Annotated in this window: 15 protein-coding genes and 1 other RNA gene; 14 read left to right on the top strand and 2 right to left on the bottom strand. The window is 46.6% G+C overall.

The window, feature by feature from the left end:
- Positions 1–2: 2 nt before the first annotated feature.
- Together BCV39_RS01280 and BCV39_RS01275 are read right to left on the bottom strand one after the other, a co-directional pair.
- On the bottom strand, positions 3–401 hold the full coding sequence (locus BCV39_RS01280; RefSeq protein WP_102432167.1) for a YraN family protein: 399 nt from the start codon (positions 399–401) through the stop codon (positions 3–5).
- The gene (locus BCV39_RS01275) at positions 388–2,205 is read right to left on the bottom strand and encodes a penicillin-binding protein activator (protein WP_102432166.1); all 1,818 of its coding nucleotides are present in this window, start codon (positions 2,203–2,205) and stop codon (positions 388–390) included. The genes BCV39_RS01280 and BCV39_RS01275 overlap by 14 nt, the downstream gene beginning before the upstream one ends.
- A gap of 61 nt (positions 2,206–2,266) precedes the next feature.
- On the opposite strand from BCV39_RS01275, the gene rsmI reads away from it, so the two are divergent.
- The 14 genes from rsmI to ftsA all read left to right on the top strand — a co-directional run.
- Positions 2,267–3,133 (top strand): 16S rRNA (cytidine(1402)-2'-O)-methyltransferase, encoded by an 867-nt coding sequence (gene rsmI / locus BCV39_RS01270; RefSeq protein ID WP_048609684.1) that lies wholly within the window; start codon positions 2,267–2,269, stop codon positions 3,131–3,133.
- 177 nt (positions 3,134–3,310) lie between these two features.
- An RNA gene (gene rnpB / locus BCV39_RS01265) (RNase P RNA component class A) lies at positions 3,311–3,750 on the top strand.
- A gap of 228 nt (positions 3,751–3,978) precedes the next feature.
- On the top strand, positions 3,979–4,929 hold the full coding sequence (gene rsmH, locus BCV39_RS01260; RefSeq protein ID WP_076651094.1) for a 16S rRNA (cytosine(1402)-N(4))-methyltransferase RsmH: 951 nt from the start codon (positions 3,979–3,981) through the stop codon (positions 4,927–4,929).
- 3 nt (positions 4,930–4,932) lie between these two features.
- Positions 4,933–5,250, top strand: coding sequence for a cell division protein FtsL (gene ftsL, locus BCV39_RS01255; RefSeq protein ID WP_017056040.1), 318 nt, complete (start codon positions 4,933–4,935; stop codon positions 5,248–5,250).
- Complete coding sequence (locus tag BCV39_RS01250; protein ID WP_102432165.1) at positions 5,247–7,004, top strand: penicillin-binding transpeptidase domain-containing protein; 1,758 nt, start codon at positions 5,247–5,249, stop codon at positions 7,002–7,004. Before ftsL ends, BCV39_RS01250 begins: the two co-directional genes overlap by 4 nt.
- An 18-nt stretch (positions 7,005–7,022) precedes the next feature.
- A complete protein-coding gene (gene murE / locus BCV39_RS01245; protein WP_102432164.1) occupies positions 7,023–8,507 on the top strand; it encodes a UDP-N-acetylmuramoyl-L-alanyl-D-glutamate--2,6-diaminopimelate ligase in 1,485 nt (494 codons plus the stop codon).
- The gene (gene murF, locus BCV39_RS01240; protein ID WP_102432163.1) at positions 8,507–9,880 is read left to right on the top strand and encodes a UDP-N-acetylmuramoyl-tripeptide--D-alanyl-D-alanine ligase; all 1,374 of its coding nucleotides are present in this window, start codon (positions 8,507–8,509) and stop codon (positions 9,878–9,880) included. The genes murE and murF overlap by 1 nt, the downstream gene beginning before the upstream one ends.
- The gene (gene mraY / locus BCV39_RS01235; protein ID WP_048658030.1) at positions 9,877–10,959 is read left to right on the top strand and encodes a phospho-N-acetylmuramoyl-pentapeptide-transferase; all 1,083 of its coding nucleotides are present in this window, start codon (positions 9,877–9,879) and stop codon (positions 10,957–10,959) included. Before murF ends, mraY begins: the two co-directional genes overlap by 4 nt.
- A 57-nt stretch (positions 10,960–11,016) precedes the next feature.
- On the top strand, positions 11,017–12,333 hold the full coding sequence (gene murD / locus BCV39_RS01230; protein WP_102432162.1) for a UDP-N-acetylmuramoyl-L-alanine--D-glutamate ligase: 1,317 nt from the start codon (positions 11,017–11,019) through the stop codon (positions 12,331–12,333).
- 22 nt (positions 12,334–12,355) lie between these two features.
- A complete protein-coding gene (gene ftsW, locus BCV39_RS01225) occupies positions 12,356–13,552 on the top strand; it encodes a cell division protein FtsW (RefSeq protein WP_102432161.1) in 1,197 nt (398 codons plus the stop codon).
- 12 nt (positions 13,553–13,564) lie between these two features.
- On the top strand, positions 13,565–14,626 hold the full coding sequence (murG, locus tag BCV39_RS01220; RefSeq protein WP_102432160.1) for an undecaprenyldiphospho-muramoylpentapeptide beta-N-acetylglucosaminyltransferase: 1,062 nt from the start codon (positions 13,565–13,567) through the stop codon (positions 14,624–14,626).
- Positions 14,627–14,639: 13 nt separating this feature from the next.
- Positions 14,640–16,100: a UDP-N-acetylmuramate--L-alanine ligase gene (gene murC, locus BCV39_RS01215; RefSeq protein WP_102432159.1), complete on the top strand. Its 1,461-nt coding sequence runs from the start codon at positions 14,640–14,642 to the stop codon at positions 16,098–16,100.
- 191 nt (positions 16,101–16,291) lie between these two features.
- On the top strand, positions 16,292–17,071 hold the full coding sequence (locus BCV39_RS01205) for a cell division protein FtsQ/DivIB (protein WP_102432158.1): 780 nt from the start codon (positions 16,292–16,294) through the stop codon (positions 17,069–17,071).
- The coding region (gene ftsA, locus BCV39_RS01200; RefSeq protein WP_102460915.1) for a cell division protein FtsA at positions 17,064–17,912 on the top strand (849 nt) is incomplete at its 3' end. The genes BCV39_RS01205 and ftsA, both read left to right, overlap by 8 nt.

The following is a 17,912-nucleotide window of genomic DNA, read 5'->3' as shown; positions in this document are numbered from 1 at the left end:
GTTTATCCTTGGGTAATCGCGTTTTGAATCCAGTCTATATTGTCATTCGGCCCTTCAATGGCAACAATATCAAACCTGAAATCTGTAGAGTGCACCGACAAGCCTTGCTGCATCAGCCAAACATTGGCTGTTTTGAGTAGCTTCTGTGACTTCTTGGCAGTCACCATTTCAGCGGCATGTCCGTAGCGGGTTTGCTTGCGGTATTTTACTTCAGCAAACACAACCGTATTGTTATGGCGCATTATAAGATCAATCTCACCACATTTTGCTATGAAGTTTTGTTCTATTAACGATAAACCGTGGTTAATCAGATAAGATTTTGCCACGGTCTCGTATTTATCACCCACTTGTTTGTGGGTGATTGTTGGTTTGGATAGGAAATTTCGACTAAAAAGCCCCATGCTCCGCCCAGCTGATTTCACGTTGAACCACACAGTTGTTATCGATGGTTAACACGCCGGTTTCACCTGGAATGCTGTAACCCTGTACGGCTTTCATCTGTGGCAGTGCATCCATTAGGTAGTATGCATCCATTCCCAGTGCTTGCAGACGCTTTTGGCCGTTTGAGTGTGCAGGCCATAGGTCGTTGAGCTCTTGATTAAGCTCGTTTTTATTCTCAACCAATAGTGGGATATCGCTGTAGAACACACCGGTTAGGTCTTCATACTGCTTATCACCGCTGTTGCTGCGTGAGTTTGAGAATAGAGCTGGTTGGCTTGCATCTGGGTTGATTGCAACTTCAATGAAGGGCTTGATGAGCGTTAGCTCTGAGTTCTTAGCCACAATGTAGACAGAATCGATATCACGACGGCTGCGTGGCTCAGTTTCAAGGTCTAGGTTAAGTAGTCCATCCATTTGAGCGATACGCTGTTGGCTCTCTTGCAAGCCGAATACCTGATTCACATTGCGTTGTAGTTGGCGTTTGTCAGAGAACAAGCTGATAGCAACATCGTTGCTGCTGTATTTTTTCCACTCTTCTTTAAACGCTTGCTCAACACGCTCACCTAAGCGTCCTCTTGGCGCAAGGATAAGCGGGTACTTGTAACCTTGAGTAAATAGGTGTTTCGCTGCCTGAGCGACTTCTTGCTCTGGCGATAGAGCGAGATAACAAATATTGGTATCAGGTTCTAGTTGCGTTGGAATGTTCAGAGCTAAAGCTGGAATCGAGTTCTCGTGGTTTTTCTGCGCTTGCTGAAGCTTAGTGATGTTGGTCTTAATCAGCGGGCCAACGATGAAATCAACGTTGTTCTCTTCCAGTGTCGCTTTAATCTCAGCCGCACTTTGCTGGTTGGTATCCATTACCGTCAGCGTTGCATCTTCTTCGCGCTCTTTGTCATTCATCATCGCAAAGATGAAACCGTCACGTACAAGTTGTGCTTGCTTGCCGTACTTGCCGGTTAGAGGCAGTAATAGTGCAGTGCTGGTTGGCTTGCTGATCTCTAGCGCTAAGATGTCCGTGATCGCCTGAGGTGTATATGTCGCTGCTGGGTGCTGAGGATTCTCAGCTAGCCAATCAGACAGGGTTTCCTGTAGGTTTGGAAGGTTCGAGTTCAGCGTCTTCATGTAAATCGCCAGCTGTAACCAACCTTCAAGAACGTCTTCCGTAGGCGACGTCTTAAGCTCTAGAATCTCATATTGAGAGTAGCTATTTAGGTTCTGCCAAATACGGTCAGCAGCTTGCTGTTGGAGCTCGTCGTCAGCGTCTAGATATTCTGAATAAAGAACTAACTCGCGGCTCGCCTCAAAATACTCGCTTTGCATTTCAGAAATGTTCGCGCGTAGCTCGTGATAATCTTTCCACTGCTCGTTCGGAAGTTTCCACCAAGGCTGGAAGTTCAGTTGGCTATAAGCTTGCTCCGGCTGCGAGTTGTTCACTAGCAGTTGAGCGCGCGCTAATTGCCATTCCGCTTGTTGCGTTTCGCTCAGCTCTTGTTTTGCTAAGCGTTTGATCAGCAGAGTTGCTTGATCGGTTTTTCCAGCTTGCACAGAAGCCTTAAGCGCCATGATTAACCAGTCGTTTTGTAGACTTCCTTTGCTACTATCCGCCTGCATCATGTAACTTTCAGTTGATTGCACTGGATCTAGTGTAATATCTACGCTCGTTGGTGTTTGAGGACCTGAAGAACAAGCCGCCAATGTAATTGCTAATGCAATTGGAGTTAGTAAGCGTGGTACACTGAGTCTCTTATGGTTCATCGTTGCCATGAGTTCTTTAAATTCCGTATAAATTTGTATCTATATTAATCGTTGAAGTGATGGTAAACAAATGACAGATAACAAAACCTTGCTCACAGAGAGCCCAACTCTCTACATTGTGCCAACCCCAATCGGAAATTTGGGAGATATCACTCAAAGAGCAATTGAAATTTTATCAAGTGTCGATGTTATTGCAGCCGAAGACACACGCCACACGGGTAAGCTGCTTGCTCACTTCAATATATCAACCAGAACGTTCGCTTTACATGATCATAATGAACAAACTAAAGCGCAAGTTCTAGTCGAAAGGTTATTAGAAGGTCAGTCTATCGCATTAGTCTCTGATGCGGGTACTCCTTTAATTAGTGACCCAGGTTACCATCTTGTCTCACAATGTCGTCAAGCGGGTGTGAGAGTTGTGCCACTTCCTGGTGCTTGTGCTGTTATTACTGCATTGAGTGCTTCAGGTTTACCGTCTGATCGTTTCAGCTTTGAAGGCTTCTTACCGCCGAAGAGCAAAGGCCGTAAAGACAAGTTCTTAGAGATCGCAAAGGCAGAACGCACCTGTATCTTCTACGAGTCACCGCACCGCATCTCAGATTCTCTACAAGATATGCTTGAGATCTTAGGCCCAGACCGCGAAGTTGTGTTGGCGCGTGAGTTGACTAAGACATTCGAAACTATTCAAGGATTGCCATTGGGTGAGCTGATTGATTGGATTGAAGAAGATTCGAACCGTAAGCGCGGTGAGATGGTGTTATTGATTCATGGTCACCGTGAAGAAGCGAGCACAGAACTGCCAGACGAAGCGACTCGCACGCTGGGTATCCTAACCAAAGAATTACCCCTTAAAAAAGCGGCTGCAATGACAGCAGAAATCTATAACTTGAAAAAGAACGCTTTATACAAATGGGGCCTAGAGCATCTAGACAACTAGATACCTATTTATAGAGTAGATAGCCTTTGTTGAAAAAGCTTGTGAGGAATGATGGTGTTGCCGTCATTCCTCTTTTTTTGTCTTAATTGTGTAAAATTCCCGCAGTTGCTTAGAGGTTTGCACCATATTTGTGATCTCGCTAGACACTGCTCCCTAATCTCTATACAATCCGCCCTTGGAGTTGAACGGGTAATCGCTGCTTTGCTGATGTCCTTCGGGAGACTGACGTTGAGGTCCTTCGGGAAACTGACGTTGAAGTCCTTCGGGAGACTGGTAGAGGGGAGGAACGTCCGGGCTCCATAGAGCAGGGTGCCAGATAACGTCTGGGGGGCGCGAGCCCACGACAAGTGCAGCAGAGAGAAGACCGCCGATGGCCTCATTTCTTCGGAAGGGGCACAGGTAAGGCTGAAAGGGTGCGGTAAGAGCGCACCGTGCGACTGGCAACAGTTCGTAGCAAGGTAAACTCCACCCGGAGCAAGATCAAATAGGCCCTCACATTGCGTTGCTCGCGTATGGGGGCGGGTAGATTGCTTGAGCCTGTGAGCGATTGCAGGCCTAGACGAATGGTTACCGCCGCGCAAGCGGAACAGAACCCGGCGTATGTGTCAACTCCACCTATATAAAGAACCCATCATTACTTAACGGTAGTGATGGGTTTTTTGCTTTATATTGACGTAAATTATTTAGATTTCCTTAGAATCCTTCACCCTGATATGAGCTTGGGTCAAAAATTCCCAAAGCCTATACACAATATGGTGGAGATACGGCGTGAAATCAGTACACTAAAACGTTAATAGAACAAATTATTGCCGCACTAATGGCTCAATCCACTCACTGAGAAGACTATGACAGAAGCATTCAAACATATTTCAGTATTGCTTAACGAATCTATTGACGGACTTGCGATCAAACCTGACGGTACCTACATCGATGGTACTTTTGGCCGTGGTGGTCACAGCCGTACAATCCTGTCTAAACTGGGCGAGAATGGACGACTCTTTAGTATCGACCGCGATCCACAAGCGATTGCAGAAGCGCAAAAGATCGATGACCCTCGCTTTACGATTATTCACGGCCCATTCTCAGGTATGGCTGAATATGCAGAGCGTTATGACTTAGTCGGTCAAGTGGATGGTGTTTTACTGGATTTAGGTGTTTCTTCACCACAGTTGGATGACGCTGAGCGTGGCTTTAGCTTCATGAAAGACGGCCCGCTTGATATGCGTATGGACCCAACAACTGGCATTCCTGTGTCTCAGTGGCTACTTGAAGCCGATCTTGATGACATCACATGGGTTATTCGTGAGTTCGGTGAAGACAAACACGCTCGTCGTATCGCGAAGGGCATTATTGCTTATCAAGAGAATGAAGAGAACGAACCACTAACGCGCACTGGTCAACTGGCTAAGCTTATCTCGGATGTGGCTCCAAAAAGCTTCAAAGAGAAAAAGCACCCAGCAACACGTGCTTTCCAAGCCTTCCGTATCTACATCAACAGCGAACTTGAAGAGATCGATACAGCCCTAAAAGGCGCAGCAAGCATTCTTGCTCCTGAAGGCCGTTTGTCGGTTATCAGCTTCCATTCACTTGAAGACCGTATGGTGAAGCGCTTTATCCGTAAAGAGAGCCAAGGCCCGCAAGTACCACATGGCCTGCCACTAACAGAAGAGCAGATCAAAGCGCTAGGCAGTGCTGATCTTAAACCTGTTGGTAAAGCGATCAAACCATCGAAAGGCGAAGTGGATGAGAATACTCGTTCGCGCAGTTCAGTACTACGAATCGCAGAAAAGCTATAGTCAATGAAGACCTCCAAGCCTAACTTAGCCAAGATAATATTTTTTGATTTGATCTCCGTGGGCAAGGTCCCGTTGGTGCTTCTTATCTGTATCTTCGCGAGTGCCATGGGGGTCGTTCTTACGACACATATGTCACGTCAGGCGATCACGCAAAAAGACACGGCGTTGGTGGAGCGAGAACAGCTTGATGATGAGTGGCGAAATTTAATGCTTGAAGAGACGGCTCTAGCTGAACACAGCCGCGTTCAAGCATCGGCAAAAAGAGAGCTAGACATGAAACGTCCAGACTCTGACAAAGAAGTTGTGATCACACTGAAATGACCGGTAAAAAGGAAAAAGCACCCGCAAAACCCGTTAAGAAATCAACGAAAGAGCGTGTGAAGAGCGAAAAGAATTCGGATCCAATTCTGATTAAATGGCGTTTCAACGTCGTTATTGCTTTCGTGTTTCTTGCCTTTGCTGCACTTGTTGGCCGTGTGGCTTACATTCAAATTATTGAACCAGATAACTTAATTCGTCAGGGCGACCTTCGCTCGGTACGTGTTAAGGCAATTCCTTCTGCTCGCGGTATTATCTCAGACCGCAATGGCGAGCCGCTTGCTGTGAGTGTTCCAGTTGAGGCGGTATGGGCCGATCCAAAAACGATTTTCGATAAAAATGGTATGGCTCAAATTGATCGTTGGTACGCGCTAGCCGATGTACTTGGCTTAGAGCGACAGTCGATGATCGACAAGATCTCTAGCAACAAATCCCGTCGATTTATTTACCTGCAAAGACAAGTTAGCCCTGCAATGGCTAAGTATATCCGTGAGCTTAAGCTGGTGGGTGTTGGCCTGAAAGCGGAATCTCGACGTTACTACCCTGCAGGCGAAGTCAGTGCACATCTTATCGGTGTGACAGGAATAGATGGGCACGGTCTAGAAGGCGTTGAGCGCAGCTATGACAAATGGCTTACGGGCGAGGCGGGTAAGCGGACGATTCGTAAAGACCGTTACGGACGTGTTGTTGAAAACATTGCTTTAGAAGAACGTGAAGAAGGCAAACCACTCGAGCTAACGATCGATCAACGATTGCAAGCGATCGCTTACCGAGCGATTAAACAGGCGGTGGCCGATCATAAGGCGACTTCTGGCTCTGCGATTTTGTTGGATGTAAAAACCGGCGCTGTATTGGCGATGGTTAACGCCCCTTCTTATAACCCGAACAATCGTGCTGACTTACAAAGCTTTAAGATGCGTAACCGCGTACTTACCGATGCGATGGAGCCCGGCTCTACCGTGAAACCTTTTGTGGTTTTGGCAGCGCTAGAGAATGGTACTGCTGATCCCGATATCGTTATTGATACCGGCAACGGCATCATGCAGATCGGTGGTAGCCGTGTACGAGACTCTTCTAAAGTGGGTAAGGCTGATTTAGCTTTAATCCTTAAGAAGTCGAGTAACATCGGTGTGGCGAAATTAGCACTTAACATGCCACTTGAAGCCTTGCTTGGAATGTACAGCTCGGTTGGTCTTGGCGAGATGTCTGGGTTAAATCTAATTGGTGAAACCAGTGGCATTTTCCCGAATCGTCGTCGTTGGTCTAAGTTTGAAATTGCAACATTATCATTCGGTTATGGCTTGTCAGTTACGCCGATGCAGTTAGCGCATGCTTATGCGACGCTAGCCAACAAAGGCATGTATGAACCGATTCATATTATTAAGAGTAACGACCAAGACTTTTCTAAGCAGATCATCAAGCGTGAAAACGCGGAGCTGGTGTTGAATATGCTAGAGGGGGTGACTCAAAAAGGCGGTACGGCAACAAGAGCCGCAGTCCCAGGTTACCGAGTTGCAGCCAAAACGGGTACATCTCGTAAGGCTGAAGCGGGCGGATACAGTGATGAATACATTGCAATTACCGCAGGTTTTGCCCCTGTTAGTGACCCAAGAGTCGCGCTGGTTGTTGTGGTTAACGAACCTCAAGGTGACCTTTACTATGGCGGTTCAGTCGCAGCTCCCGTTTTTTCTGAAATCATGAAGGGGGCACTGCAAATTCTCAATGTCCCTGCTGATGAAAACAAATTTCAAGAATAGAGCCAATCAGGATTCAATATGAGTAATAGCCTCACGCTGTCATCTTTACTTTCTCTTTGGGGAGACTTCAGTTCTTCTGAGCTAGATGCGATTGCTGTTGAGCAATTGGAGTTGGATAGCCGTGCGATCAAGGACGGTGATATCTTTGTTGCCATTGTTGGACATGCCGTTGATGGTCGTCGCTTTATCGACAAAGCTATCGCTCAAGGTGCGAAAGCCGTCATTGCACAAGCGGGTGATGATAAAGCTCATGGCTTGGTTGAGTGGTTGAATGCAGTTCCTGTTGTTTATGTGGCAGAGCTAAACTCAATTCTCTCTAAACTGGCTGGTCGAGTTTATTCTTCTCAAGCGACCAAACTAATTGGTGTTACTGGCACCAATGGCAAAACTACCATCACTCAATTGATTGCTCAGTGGCTAGACCTAGTCGGTCAACGCTCAGCAGTAATGGGCACCACAGGTAATGGTTTCTTAGATAATCTAAAAATAGCGGCTAACACCACAGGCAGTGCGATTGAAATACAGCGCACGCTGAGTGAGTTGGCTGAAGAAAAAGCCGTTTATACTGCGATGGAAATCTCTTCTCATGGTTTGGTGCAAGGTCGCGTTAAAGCCTTGGACTTTGAAGTGGGTGTATTCACTAACTTGAGCCGTGATCATCTTGATTACCATGGCACGATGGAAGAGTACGCTTTGGCTAAGAAGAGCCTGTTTACTGAGCATAAATGCAAGCACGCTGTGATCAATGTGGATGACAAAGTCGGCAAAGCGTGGATGTCAGATTTGTCCAATGCGATAGCTGTTTCATTACTTCCTCTGTCTGGTTACCAACAGTCGGTATGGGCATCTGATGTCGCTTATGCAGAAACAGGTATTCAGATGTCTTTCGATGGTAGCTGGGGGCAAGGTCAGCTTTCGGTTCCTTTAATTGGTCAATTCAACGCATCAAACGTATTGGTTGCTTTCGCGACTCTGCTGTCATTGGGCATCGACAAGCAAACCTTGGTCGACACTGCATCTCAACTTCAACCTGTGATTGGCCGTATGGAGCTTTTCCAAACTCCGAACAAGGCAAAAGTGGTTGTCGATTATGCTCATACGCCCGATGCGTTAGAGAAAGCATTGGCAGCACTGCGAGTTCACTGCTCTGGAAGATTGTGGGCTATCTTTGGCTGCGGTGGTGACCGTGACACTGGTAAGCGCCCAATGATGGCGGTAACGGCTGAGCAGTTCGCCGACAAAATTATTATTTCAGATGACAATCCTCGCAGCGAAGATCCTGCTTTGATTGTTAAAGATATGCTAGCTGGCTTAAGCGAACCTGAATCTGCATTCGTCGAACACGATCGCTATCAAGCGGTTAAGTTTGCCCTAGAACAGGCTGGCAGTAATGACATTATTCTTTTGGCTGGTAAAGGCCATGAAGATTACCAAGTATTGAAAGACAAAACGGTACATTACTCAGACCGAGAGTCTGCGCTTCAACTTTTAGGTATTTCATAATGATTGATGTATCACTCGAACAGATTTGTTCAGCGGTCAGCGGTGAATTGATTGAGGATGCTAACTCAAACAATGTCGTAATTAATGCCGTTTCTACCGACACTCGCACCGTTGAAGAAGGCGCATTGTTTGTTGCTATTGTCGGAGAACGTTTCGATGCGCATTACTTTTGTCATCAAGCGGTTGAGGCAAATGCGAGTGCGTTGTTAGTCGAACGAAAACTTGACCTAAATATTACTCAAGTTGTTGTTGAAGACACTAAACTTGCTTTAGGTCAGCTAAGTGCTTGGATCCACAAACAATGTGACGTGCCAACCATGGCGATAACAGGAAGCTGTGGTAAAACGACCGTCAAAGAGATGGTGGCGAGCATTCTGCAACAACGTGGCAAAGTGCTGTTTACGGCGGGTAACTTCAATAATGATATTGGAGTACCACTAACCTTGCTGCGCAGTGAACCCAATGACGACTATGCCGTGATAGAACTGGGCGCGAACCACATTGGTGAAATCGCCTATACCACCCAGCTTGTGAAACCACAGGTGGCATTAGTTAATAACGTCGCAGCGGCGCATCTAGAGGGCTTTGGCTCAATTGATGGTGTTAAACAAGCGAAAGGTGAAATCTTTCAGGGGCTTGCTGCTGGTGATACTGCTATTGTTAATCTAGAAAGCAACGGTGGCGACTTTTGGAATGAAGTACTTGCAGATAAAACGGTACTGACATTTTCAGAAAGCGACAACACGGCGGATTACTTTGCTAAGAATATTCGCATTAATGAGCAGGGCGAAGCTTGTTTTGAGATGCAAACACCGCAAGGCGCTATGCCTGTTGAGCTTGGCATTATTGGTCAGCATAACGTAGCGAATGCGTTGGCTGCAGCAGCGTTGAGTATCCAATTTGGTGCCACGCTTGAAGAAGTAAAAAATGGTTTAGCGAATCTTATCTCTGTCAAAGGGCGAGTTGAGGTTCAACAATTAAGTCAGAATATCAAGCTGATAGATGACAGTTATAACGCCAGCGTACCCGCGATGAAGGCGGCAGCTAAACTACTGTCTAGCTTCAAAGGTCAGCGTTGGTTGATTTTAGGCAATATGGCTGAATTAGGCGACGAAAGCCTTGCACTTCACCGTCAAGTCGGTGAATATGCTGCCCCATTCGCTTTTGAGCATGTACTCACTTACGGTGATGATACCAAGGTGATTAGTGAGGTCTGTAATGGTACCCACTTTGCAACGCATCAAGCGATGATCGCGCACATAGAGCAGCACTTAAGCTTGCCAGAAAACGCGCCACATACCTTGTTGGTAAAAGGCGCGAATAGTGCAGGAATGAGTAAAATAGCCGCTGCTTTAAAGGAGAACTTTTCATGATAATTTGGCTTGCAGAGCTACTACAGCCACACTTTTCTTTTTTCCGTTTGTTCGAATACTTATCGTTTCGTGCAATCGCGAGTATTTTGACGGCTTTATGTCTGTCGTTGTGGATGGGACCTCGTTTAATTGAGCGTCTGCAAATGCTACAAATTGGCCAAGTTGTTCGTAACGACGGTCCTGAATCTCACTTTAGCAAACGTGGTACACCAACCATGGGCGGCGTGATGATCCTAGCTGCCATTATTATTACGGTATTAATGTGGGCTGATCTTTCTAATCCTTACGTTTGGGCGGTATTGGTTGTGCTTGGCGGTTACGGTGCGGTTGGCTTTGTTGATGACTACCGTAAAGTGGTTCGTAAAAACACTGATGGCTTGATCGCTCGCTGGAAGTACTTCTGGCAATCAGCGATTGCATTGGTTGTGGCGTTTGCTCTGTATGCTCACGGACACGATACTGCGGCAACCCAACTGGTTGTTCCTTTCTTTAAAGATGTGATGCCACAATTAGGTTTATTGTACATCGTACTGACTTATTTTGTTATTGTGGGTACCAGTAACGCGGTAAACCTAACAGACGGCCTAGATGGTTTGGCGATTATGCCGACGGTTATGGTTGCTGCTGGTTTTGCTGTGATTGCATGGGCGACAGGTAACGTTAACTTCGCGGCATATCTACACATTCCATACATCCCGTACACTTCTGAGCTTGTGGTTGTATGTACTGCTATCGTCGGTGCAGGCCTAGGTTTCCTATGGTTCAACACCTACCCAGCTCAAGTATTCATGGGCGATGTTGGTTCGCTAGCACTGGGCGGTGCATTGGGTGTGATTGCTGTGTTAGTTCGCCAAGAGTTGGTACTGGTTATCATGGGCGGTGTATTTGTAATGGAGACCCTGTCAGTGATTCTGCAGGTGGGCTCTTACAAATTGCGTGGTCAGCGTATTTTCCGCATGGCACCGATTCACCACCACTATGAACTGAAAGGTTGGCCAGAGCCGCGTGTTATCGTGCGTTTTTGGATCATCTCAATGGTATTAGTACTGGTTGGCCTAGCGACACTGAAAGTTCGTTAATCCTGTGTGAGCCTCTGAGTAGGGGCTCTTTAAAACTATTAAGAGCATCTTGTTTAAATGGAACGTTGGCAAAATATTCAAAATGTAGTGGTTGTGGGGCTCGGTATTACCGGGCTCTCTGTCGTTAAACATCTCGTAAAATATCAGCCTCATACGCATGTGAAGGTCATTGATACGCGAGAGCTACCACCAGGAAAGGAATCTTTACCTGAATCGGTAGAGCTGCATTCTGGAAGTTGGAATAGCCAATGGTTAGCGGAAGCTGATTTGGTGGTAGCTAACCCAGGTATCGCACTCGCGACCCCTGAAATACAAGATGTTATTCAAGCGGGAACCCCGGTTGTTGGCGATATTGAACTATTTGGCTGGGCGGTAGACAAACCCGTTGTAGCTATCACGGGTTCTAACGGCAAGAGCACTGTGACCGACCTTACTGGCGTACTTGCAAAGGCTGCAGGTTTGAATGTCGGTGTGGGTGGCAACATCGGTATTCCTGCCTTAGATCTTCTAGAGCTTGATGCTGATTTATATGTTCTTGAGCTTTCAAGCTTTCAGTTAGAAACAACATCAAGCCTAAACTTAGCAGCAGCAGCATTTCTGAATCTGTCAGAAGACCATATGGATCGCTACCAAGGCATGGCCGATTACCGCGATGCCAAGCTAAGAATCTTTAATAATGCTCAATATGCGATTGTAAACCGCGACGACAAAGAGACGTATCCAGACCACAACATGTCATTAGTAACATTCGGACTCGATGACCAAGAGTTTGGTGTCGCGACAGTTGACGGCATTGAATGGCTCATGGACAACGGTAAGCCTGTACTTGCTACCCAAGATTTAACATTGGTTGGACGTCACAATGTGGCAAATGCGTTAGTCTCGCTTGCACTGCTTAAACAAGTCGGTATTGATTACAGCAAAAGCCTTGAAGCCTTGAAGGCCTACAATGGTTTGACGCATCGTTGCCAAGTGGTGGCTGACAAGCGCGAAATCAAATGGGTTAATGACTCAAAAGCGACCAACGTAGCCAGTACATTAGCGGCTCTGTCGGGTTTAGAGTGCCAAGGTACTTTGTATCTTCTGGTTGGTGGGGTTGGTAAAGGTGCCGACTTCAGTGAGCTTAAGCCTGTGTTGTCGCAACTAGAGCGCGTTCAATTGTGTTGTTTTGGTGAAGATGCCGCGCAATTTATGCCGTTGCACCCATCGTCTGAGACGTTTGAAACTATGCGTGACATTATTGAGAGTATCTCGAAGCAGTTAGTTGCCGGTGATATGGTGATGTTGTCCCCAGCGTGTGCCAGCTTCGATCAATTTAATAACTTCATGGCAAGAGGTGATGCGTTCACTGAACTTGCTCATGAGTATGCCTAACGTGTTGAAGGACTAACATTCAGTGCAAAGAGTGAAAGAGATTAATCAATCCATTTGGCAATGGCTTAACCGTGCCACACCAGAGGCGCTTTACGATCGTCAATTGGTATGGATTGCTCTTGGACTGATGCTGACGGGCTTAGTGATGGTAACGTCGGCTTCGTTTCCTATCAGTGCTCGTTTAACCGATCAGCCGTTTCACTTTATGTTCCGTCATGCCATCTTCCTTGTGTTGGCGTTAGGTGTCTCCAGCGTCATATTGCAAATCCCGATGCAGCGCTGGTTTCAATACAGTATGTATCTACTGGGCTTGTCCTTCTTCTTGCTGATTGTGGTATTAGCCGTCGGTAAGTCGGTTAATGGCGCATCGCGTTGGATCCCTTTAGGGCTATTTAACTTACAACCTGCTGAAGTCGCCAAGTTATCGCTGTTTATCTTTATGGCGGGCTACTTGGTTCGTAAACAAGACGAAGTGAGAAAAACCTTCTTCGGTGGTTTTGCAAAACCCATCATGGTGTTCGGCGCTTTTGCCGTGCTGCTGCTGGGCCAGCCCGATTTAGGTACAGTGGTCGTAATGCTAGTTACCCTGTTTGGCATGCTGTTCATTGCGGGAGCCAAGCTTTCACAGTTTATCGCCTTGATGGTGGCAGGTATTGCCGCGGTCGTCGGTTTGATTGTTATAGAACCTTATCGTGTTCGACGTGTTACCTCATTCTGGGAACCTTGGAACGACCCGTTCGGCAGTGGTTACCAGCTAACTCAGTCATTGATGGCGTTCGGCCGTGGTGATTGGATGGGGCAAGGGCTGGGTAACTCAATTCAGAAACTCGAATACCTACCGGAAGCGCACACCGATTTTGTATTTGCTGTGTTGGCAGAAGAATTGGGTTTTGTTGGCGTAACCTTAGTGTTGATGCTGATCTTTAGCTTGGTTTTTAAAGCCATTCTTATTGGTAAAAAGGCTTTTGAAAACGACCAAGTATTCAGTGGTTATCTGGCATTTGGTATTGGTATTTGGTTTGCATTTCAGACGCTTGTTAATGTGGGGGCTGCTTCAGGTATCGTCCCAACCAAAGGCTTAACCTTACCGCTGATCAGTTATGGTGGTTCAAGTCTTATCGTGATGTCGGTGGCGGTGTCTATGCTACTGCGTATCGATCACGAATGCCGAATGCAGCAGAAAGAACAAGCCGATAATCAAAACGAATTAGTAGAATAAGAATCTAACGTTATGAAACAAAACAAAAAACTTTTAGTGATGGCTGGTGGTACTGGCGGTCACGTTTTTCCAGGGTTAGCGGTAGCTAAAAAGCTTCAGCAACAAGGCTGGGAAATTCGCTGGTTAGGAACGGCAGACAGAATGGAAGCGGATTTGGTGCCAAAGCATGGTATTGAGATCGACTTCATCAAGGTGAAAGGCCTGCGTGGTCAAGGCATTAGCAAGTTAATTAAAGCGCCGTTTCAGATTATTAATGCCATACTTCAAGCAAAGCAGCATATCAAAGCGTGGCAGCCTGATGTGGTGCTTGGCATGGGTGGTTACGTAAGTGGCCCGGGTGGTATCGCGGCATGGTTGTCCGGTATTCCAGTGGTTCTGCATGAACAAAATGCAGTGGCAGGTTTAACTAACCAGTGGCTGTCTAAGATTGCCAAAAAGGTTTTCCAAGCTTTCCCTGGTGCATTTCCTACTGCAGAAGTAGTGGGTAACCCAGTACGTGAAGATGTGGTTGCCTTAGCTGAACCAGAGCAACGCATAGCAGAGCGTGACGGTGACATCCGTATCTTGGTTATGGGCGGTAGTCAGGGTGCAAAAATCCTCAACGATACCTTGCCAGTGACGATGGCTCAGCTTGGCGAAGGCTTCACAGTGATGCACCAAGCGGGTAAGAACAATCAACAACAAGTGATTGAACAATATAAATCACACTCTGTAGATAATGTTCAAGTGACTGAATTTATTGATGATGTGGCGCAAGCTTATGAGTGGGCAGATCTATTAGTGTGTCGCTCAGGAGCATTAACTGTATCTGAAGTCTCTGCGGCGGGGGTAGGTTCTATCTTCGTTCCGTTTATGCACAAAGACAGACAACAAGCACTGAACGCCGATCACTTGGTTGAGTGTGGCGCAGCGCTAATGATTGAACAGCCTCAACTGACGGCTGATAAGCTAGCGAACACCATCGCCGAGCTTGATAGAAATGAATTAAAAATGATGGCTACAAAAGCGCGTCAAGCTGCCAAGCTTGATGCTGATGTGACCGTCGCTGAAGCGATTAAAGCTTTAGCAAAATAATGAGATTGAATTGATGACGATTGAACATACCCAAGACTTAGCGCAAATCCGTGCAATGGTGCCAGAGATGCGCCGTGTTAAATCTATCCACTTCATTGGTATTGGTGGGGCCGGCATGAGCGGGATCGCTGAAGTCCTGTTGAATGAAGGCTACCAGATCACGGGTTCTGATATTGCTCAAAACCCAGTGACCGATCGTTTAGTTAGCAAGGGTGCGACCGTTTATATCGGTCACCAAGCGAGTAACGTTGCCGACGCAAGTGTGGTGGTGGTTTCAACCGCTATCAACGAAGAAAACCCAGAAATTATTGCAGCTCGTGAAGCGCGCACACCTATCGTTCGCCGTGCCGAAATGCTGGCTGAGCTGATGCGTTTTCGTCACGGCATTGCTGTGGCAGGTACGCACGGTAAGACAACCACGACTGCGCTAGTGACACAGATTTACTCGGAAGCAGGCCTAGATCCAACCTTCGTAAACGGTGGTTTGGTGAAAAGTGCAGGTACTAACGCACGTTTAGGCTCAAGCCGTATTCTTATCGCTGAAGCCGATGAGAGTGATGCGTCATTCTTACATCTGCAACCGATGGTTAGTATCGTGACTAACATTGAAGCGGATCATATGGATACTTATGGCGGTGATTTTGAAACGCTAAAGCAGACGTTTATTGATTTCTTACACAACCTGCCATTCTACGGTCAGGCTGTGATGTGTGTTGATGATCCAGTCGTGCGCGAGCTTATCCCTCAGGTAAGTCGCCAAGTGATTACTTACGGTTTCTCAGAAGATGCGGATATCCGTATTGAGAACTACGTACAAGAAGGTCAACAAGGTAAGTTCACGGTGGTACGTGAAGGCAAAGCGAACTTAGATATTACGTTGAATATTCCAGGTCGCCACAACGCACTGAATGCATCAGCGGCGATTGCGGTTGCAACAGAAGATGACATCTGCGATGAAGCGATTCTAAAAGCGATGGCGGGAACGGAAGGTACTGGTCGTCGTTTCGATCACCTTGGTGAGTACGAAACGGGTAAAGGCGTGGCGATGTTGGTCGATGATTACGGTCATCACCCAACCGAAGTGGATGTGACGATTCAAGCGGCTCGCAGTGGCTGGACTGACAAACGCCTTGTAATGATCTTTCAACCGCACCGTTACAGCCGAACACGCGATCTTTATGATGATTTTGCGAACGTTCTTGAACAGGTTGATGTCCTAATTCTGTTAGATGTTTATTCTGCAGGTGAGAAACCCATTGCAGGGGCTGACGGACGTTCATTAAGTCGAACCATTCGCGGGCGTGGTAAGATAGATCCAATCTTTGTTGCCGATATCAACGCACTGCCATCGGCTTTAGCCAACGTAATTCAAGGCGGTGACCTTGTTTTAACGCAGGGTGCAGGCGATGTTGGTCGAGTGGCGAAGCAGTTGGAATCGTTACAGTTAGACATTAATAAAATGCAGAACGCGTAACAGAATAGCGTCTACATACTGTGGTCGATCGCTCGTTTCTTGCGATTGACCTAAAATTGACCAAAAATCTTATTATCAACGTTTGATAGTTTGATTTTGCTCAGTATAATTCATAGGTTAAAGTAAGTGCTTTTACCTCTATTACGAAGATAGGGAATAGAATTGCGAACCAACGACAGGGAATGCGGGCTTTGGTAGAAAGTACTTTTAGCGAAAACCGCCACCTATTCAGTTTACCGTCGCTCAAGAAACACGCTTTAGGCGGGTCTTTTTTTGTCATGGTATTGCTATTCATTGGGTTTCTTTTCTATACCACACTGACTTGGATGTGGGACGATCAGCGATTGCCTCTCTCCAAAATAGTACTTCAAGGCGACTTAACTTACGTAACCGCTGGTGATGTCCAACATGCCTTTGGCGAGCTAGAGCATATTGGAACATTCATGTCGCAAGACATCGGTGTGTTGCAAGACAGTTTAGAAGCGTTACCTTGGGTTTCAGTGGTCTCCATTCGTAAGCAGTGGCCAGACACAATAAAAGTATTTTTGACTGAGTACCATGCAGCAGCAATCTGGAACGGCAACATGCTGTTGAATGACGATGGTCAGGTGTTTAATGGTGATATCGGCCTGTTGAAGGGCGATAGAGTTAAGCTTTATGGCCCAGAAGGCACCAGCCAAGAAGTGATAGAGAAGTGGCGACAGATAACCCCTTTGATTAACAGTCTAGGGTTAACCGTTACCTCACTCGTTCTCAATGAACGTCGCGCTTGGCAAATAATCCTAGATAACGGTATCCGTTTAGAACTAGGTAAAGATTCTTTAGATGAGCGTGTTGAACGCTTCATTTCGCTTTACAACGAACTTGGTAGTAAAGCGAATCAAGTGAGCTACATCGACCTCAGGTATGATACGGGAGCCGCTGTAGGCTGGTTTCCAGAGCAAGAGTTAGAAGAGAGCACAGATGACTAAGACCGCAGATGACAACATAATCGTTGGTCTTGATATAGGCACTGCGACCATATCAGCTCTGGTTGGTGAAATATTGCCTGATGGTCAAATCAATATCATTGGTTCTGGGCAAAGCCCATCCAGAGGTATGGATAAAGGTGGTGTAAACGACCTAGAGTCGGTAGTTAAGTCGGTTCAGCGAGCTATTGATCAAGCAGAGTTGATGGCGGAATGCCAAATCAGCAATGTATTTATCTCGCTATCGGGTAAACATATCGCAAGCCGAATTGAAAAAGGCATGGGCACTATCTCTGATGAAGAGGTGTCTCAAGACGATATGGATCGAGCGATCCATACCGCGAAATCAATTAAAATTGGTGATGAGCAGAGAATTCTGCACGTGATCCCACAAGAATTTACCATTGATTATCAAGAGGGGATTAAGAACCCACTTGGCTTATCTGGTGTTCGAATGGAAGTCAGTGTTCACCTAATTTCTTGCCATAGCGACATGGCGAGAAACATTATTAAAGCTGTTGAGCGATGTGGTCTCACAGTAGAACAAATCGTGTTTTCAGGACTTGCCTCAAGCAATGCGGTAATTACTGAAGACGAGAGAGAGCTTGGAGTCTGTGTTGTAGATATCGGTGCAGGTACGATGGACATTTCCATTTGGACTGGCGGCGCATTGCGACACACAGAAGTCTTTTCCTACGCAGGAAATGCAGTAACCAGTGATATTGCCTTCGCTTTCGGCACGCCAGTGAGCGATGCTGAAGAGATAAAAGTAAACCATGGTTGCGCTCTGAGTGAACTCGTAAGCAAGGATGACTCTGTTAACGTCCCTAGTGTTGGTGGTCGC

It is taken from the genome of Vibrio sp. 10N.286.55.E10 (assembly GCF_002872555.1).
Taxonomy (GTDB): Bacteria; Pseudomonadota; Gammaproteobacteria; order Enterobacterales; family Vibrionaceae; genus Vibrio; species Vibrio crassostreae.
Note: the sequence above shows the minus strand (reverse complement) of the source record. Positions and strands in the feature narration are given on the sequence as shown.

Excerpts from the sequence above, each read along its gene's own strand:
- BCV39_RS01280 (WP_102432167.1), bottom strand. The coding sequence starts at position 401 with ATGGGGCTTTTTAGTCGAAATTTCCTATCCAAACCAACAATCACCCAC.
- BCV39_RS01275 (WP_102432166.1), bottom strand. The coding sequence starts at position 2,205 with ATGGCAACGATGAACCATAAGAGACTCAGTGTACCACGCTTACTAACT.
- rsmI (WP_048609684.1), top strand. The coding sequence starts at position 2,267 with ATGACAGATAACAAAACCTTGCTCACAGAGAGCCCAACTCTCTACATT.
- rsmH (WP_076651094.1), top strand. The coding sequence starts at position 3,979 with ATGACAGAAGCATTCAAACATATTTCAGTATTGCTTAACGAATCTATT.
- ftsL (WP_017056040.1), top strand. The coding sequence starts at position 4,933 with ATGAAGACCTCCAAGCCTAACTTAGCCAAGATAATATTTTTTGATTTG.
- BCV39_RS01250 (WP_102432165.1), top strand. The coding sequence starts at position 5,247 with ATGACCGGTAAAAAGGAAAAAGCACCCGCAAAACCCGTTAAGAAATCA.
- murE (WP_102432164.1), top strand. The coding sequence starts at position 7,023 with ATGAGTAATAGCCTCACGCTGTCATCTTTACTTTCTCTTTGGGGAGAC.
- murF (WP_102432163.1), top strand. The coding sequence starts at position 8,507 with ATGATTGATGTATCACTCGAACAGATTTGTTCAGCGGTCAGCGGTGAA.
- mraY (WP_048658030.1), top strand. The coding sequence starts at position 9,877 with ATGATAATTTGGCTTGCAGAGCTACTACAGCCACACTTTTCTTTTTTC.
- murD (WP_102432162.1), top strand. The coding sequence starts at position 11,017 with ATGGAACGTTGGCAAAATATTCAAAATGTAGTGGTTGTGGGGCTCGGT.
- murG (WP_102432160.1), top strand. The coding sequence starts at position 13,565 with ATGAAACAAAACAAAAAACTTTTAGTGATGGCTGGTGGTACTGGCGGT.
- murC (WP_102432159.1), top strand. The coding sequence starts at position 14,640 with ATGACGATTGAACATACCCAAGACTTAGCGCAAATCCGTGCAATGGTG.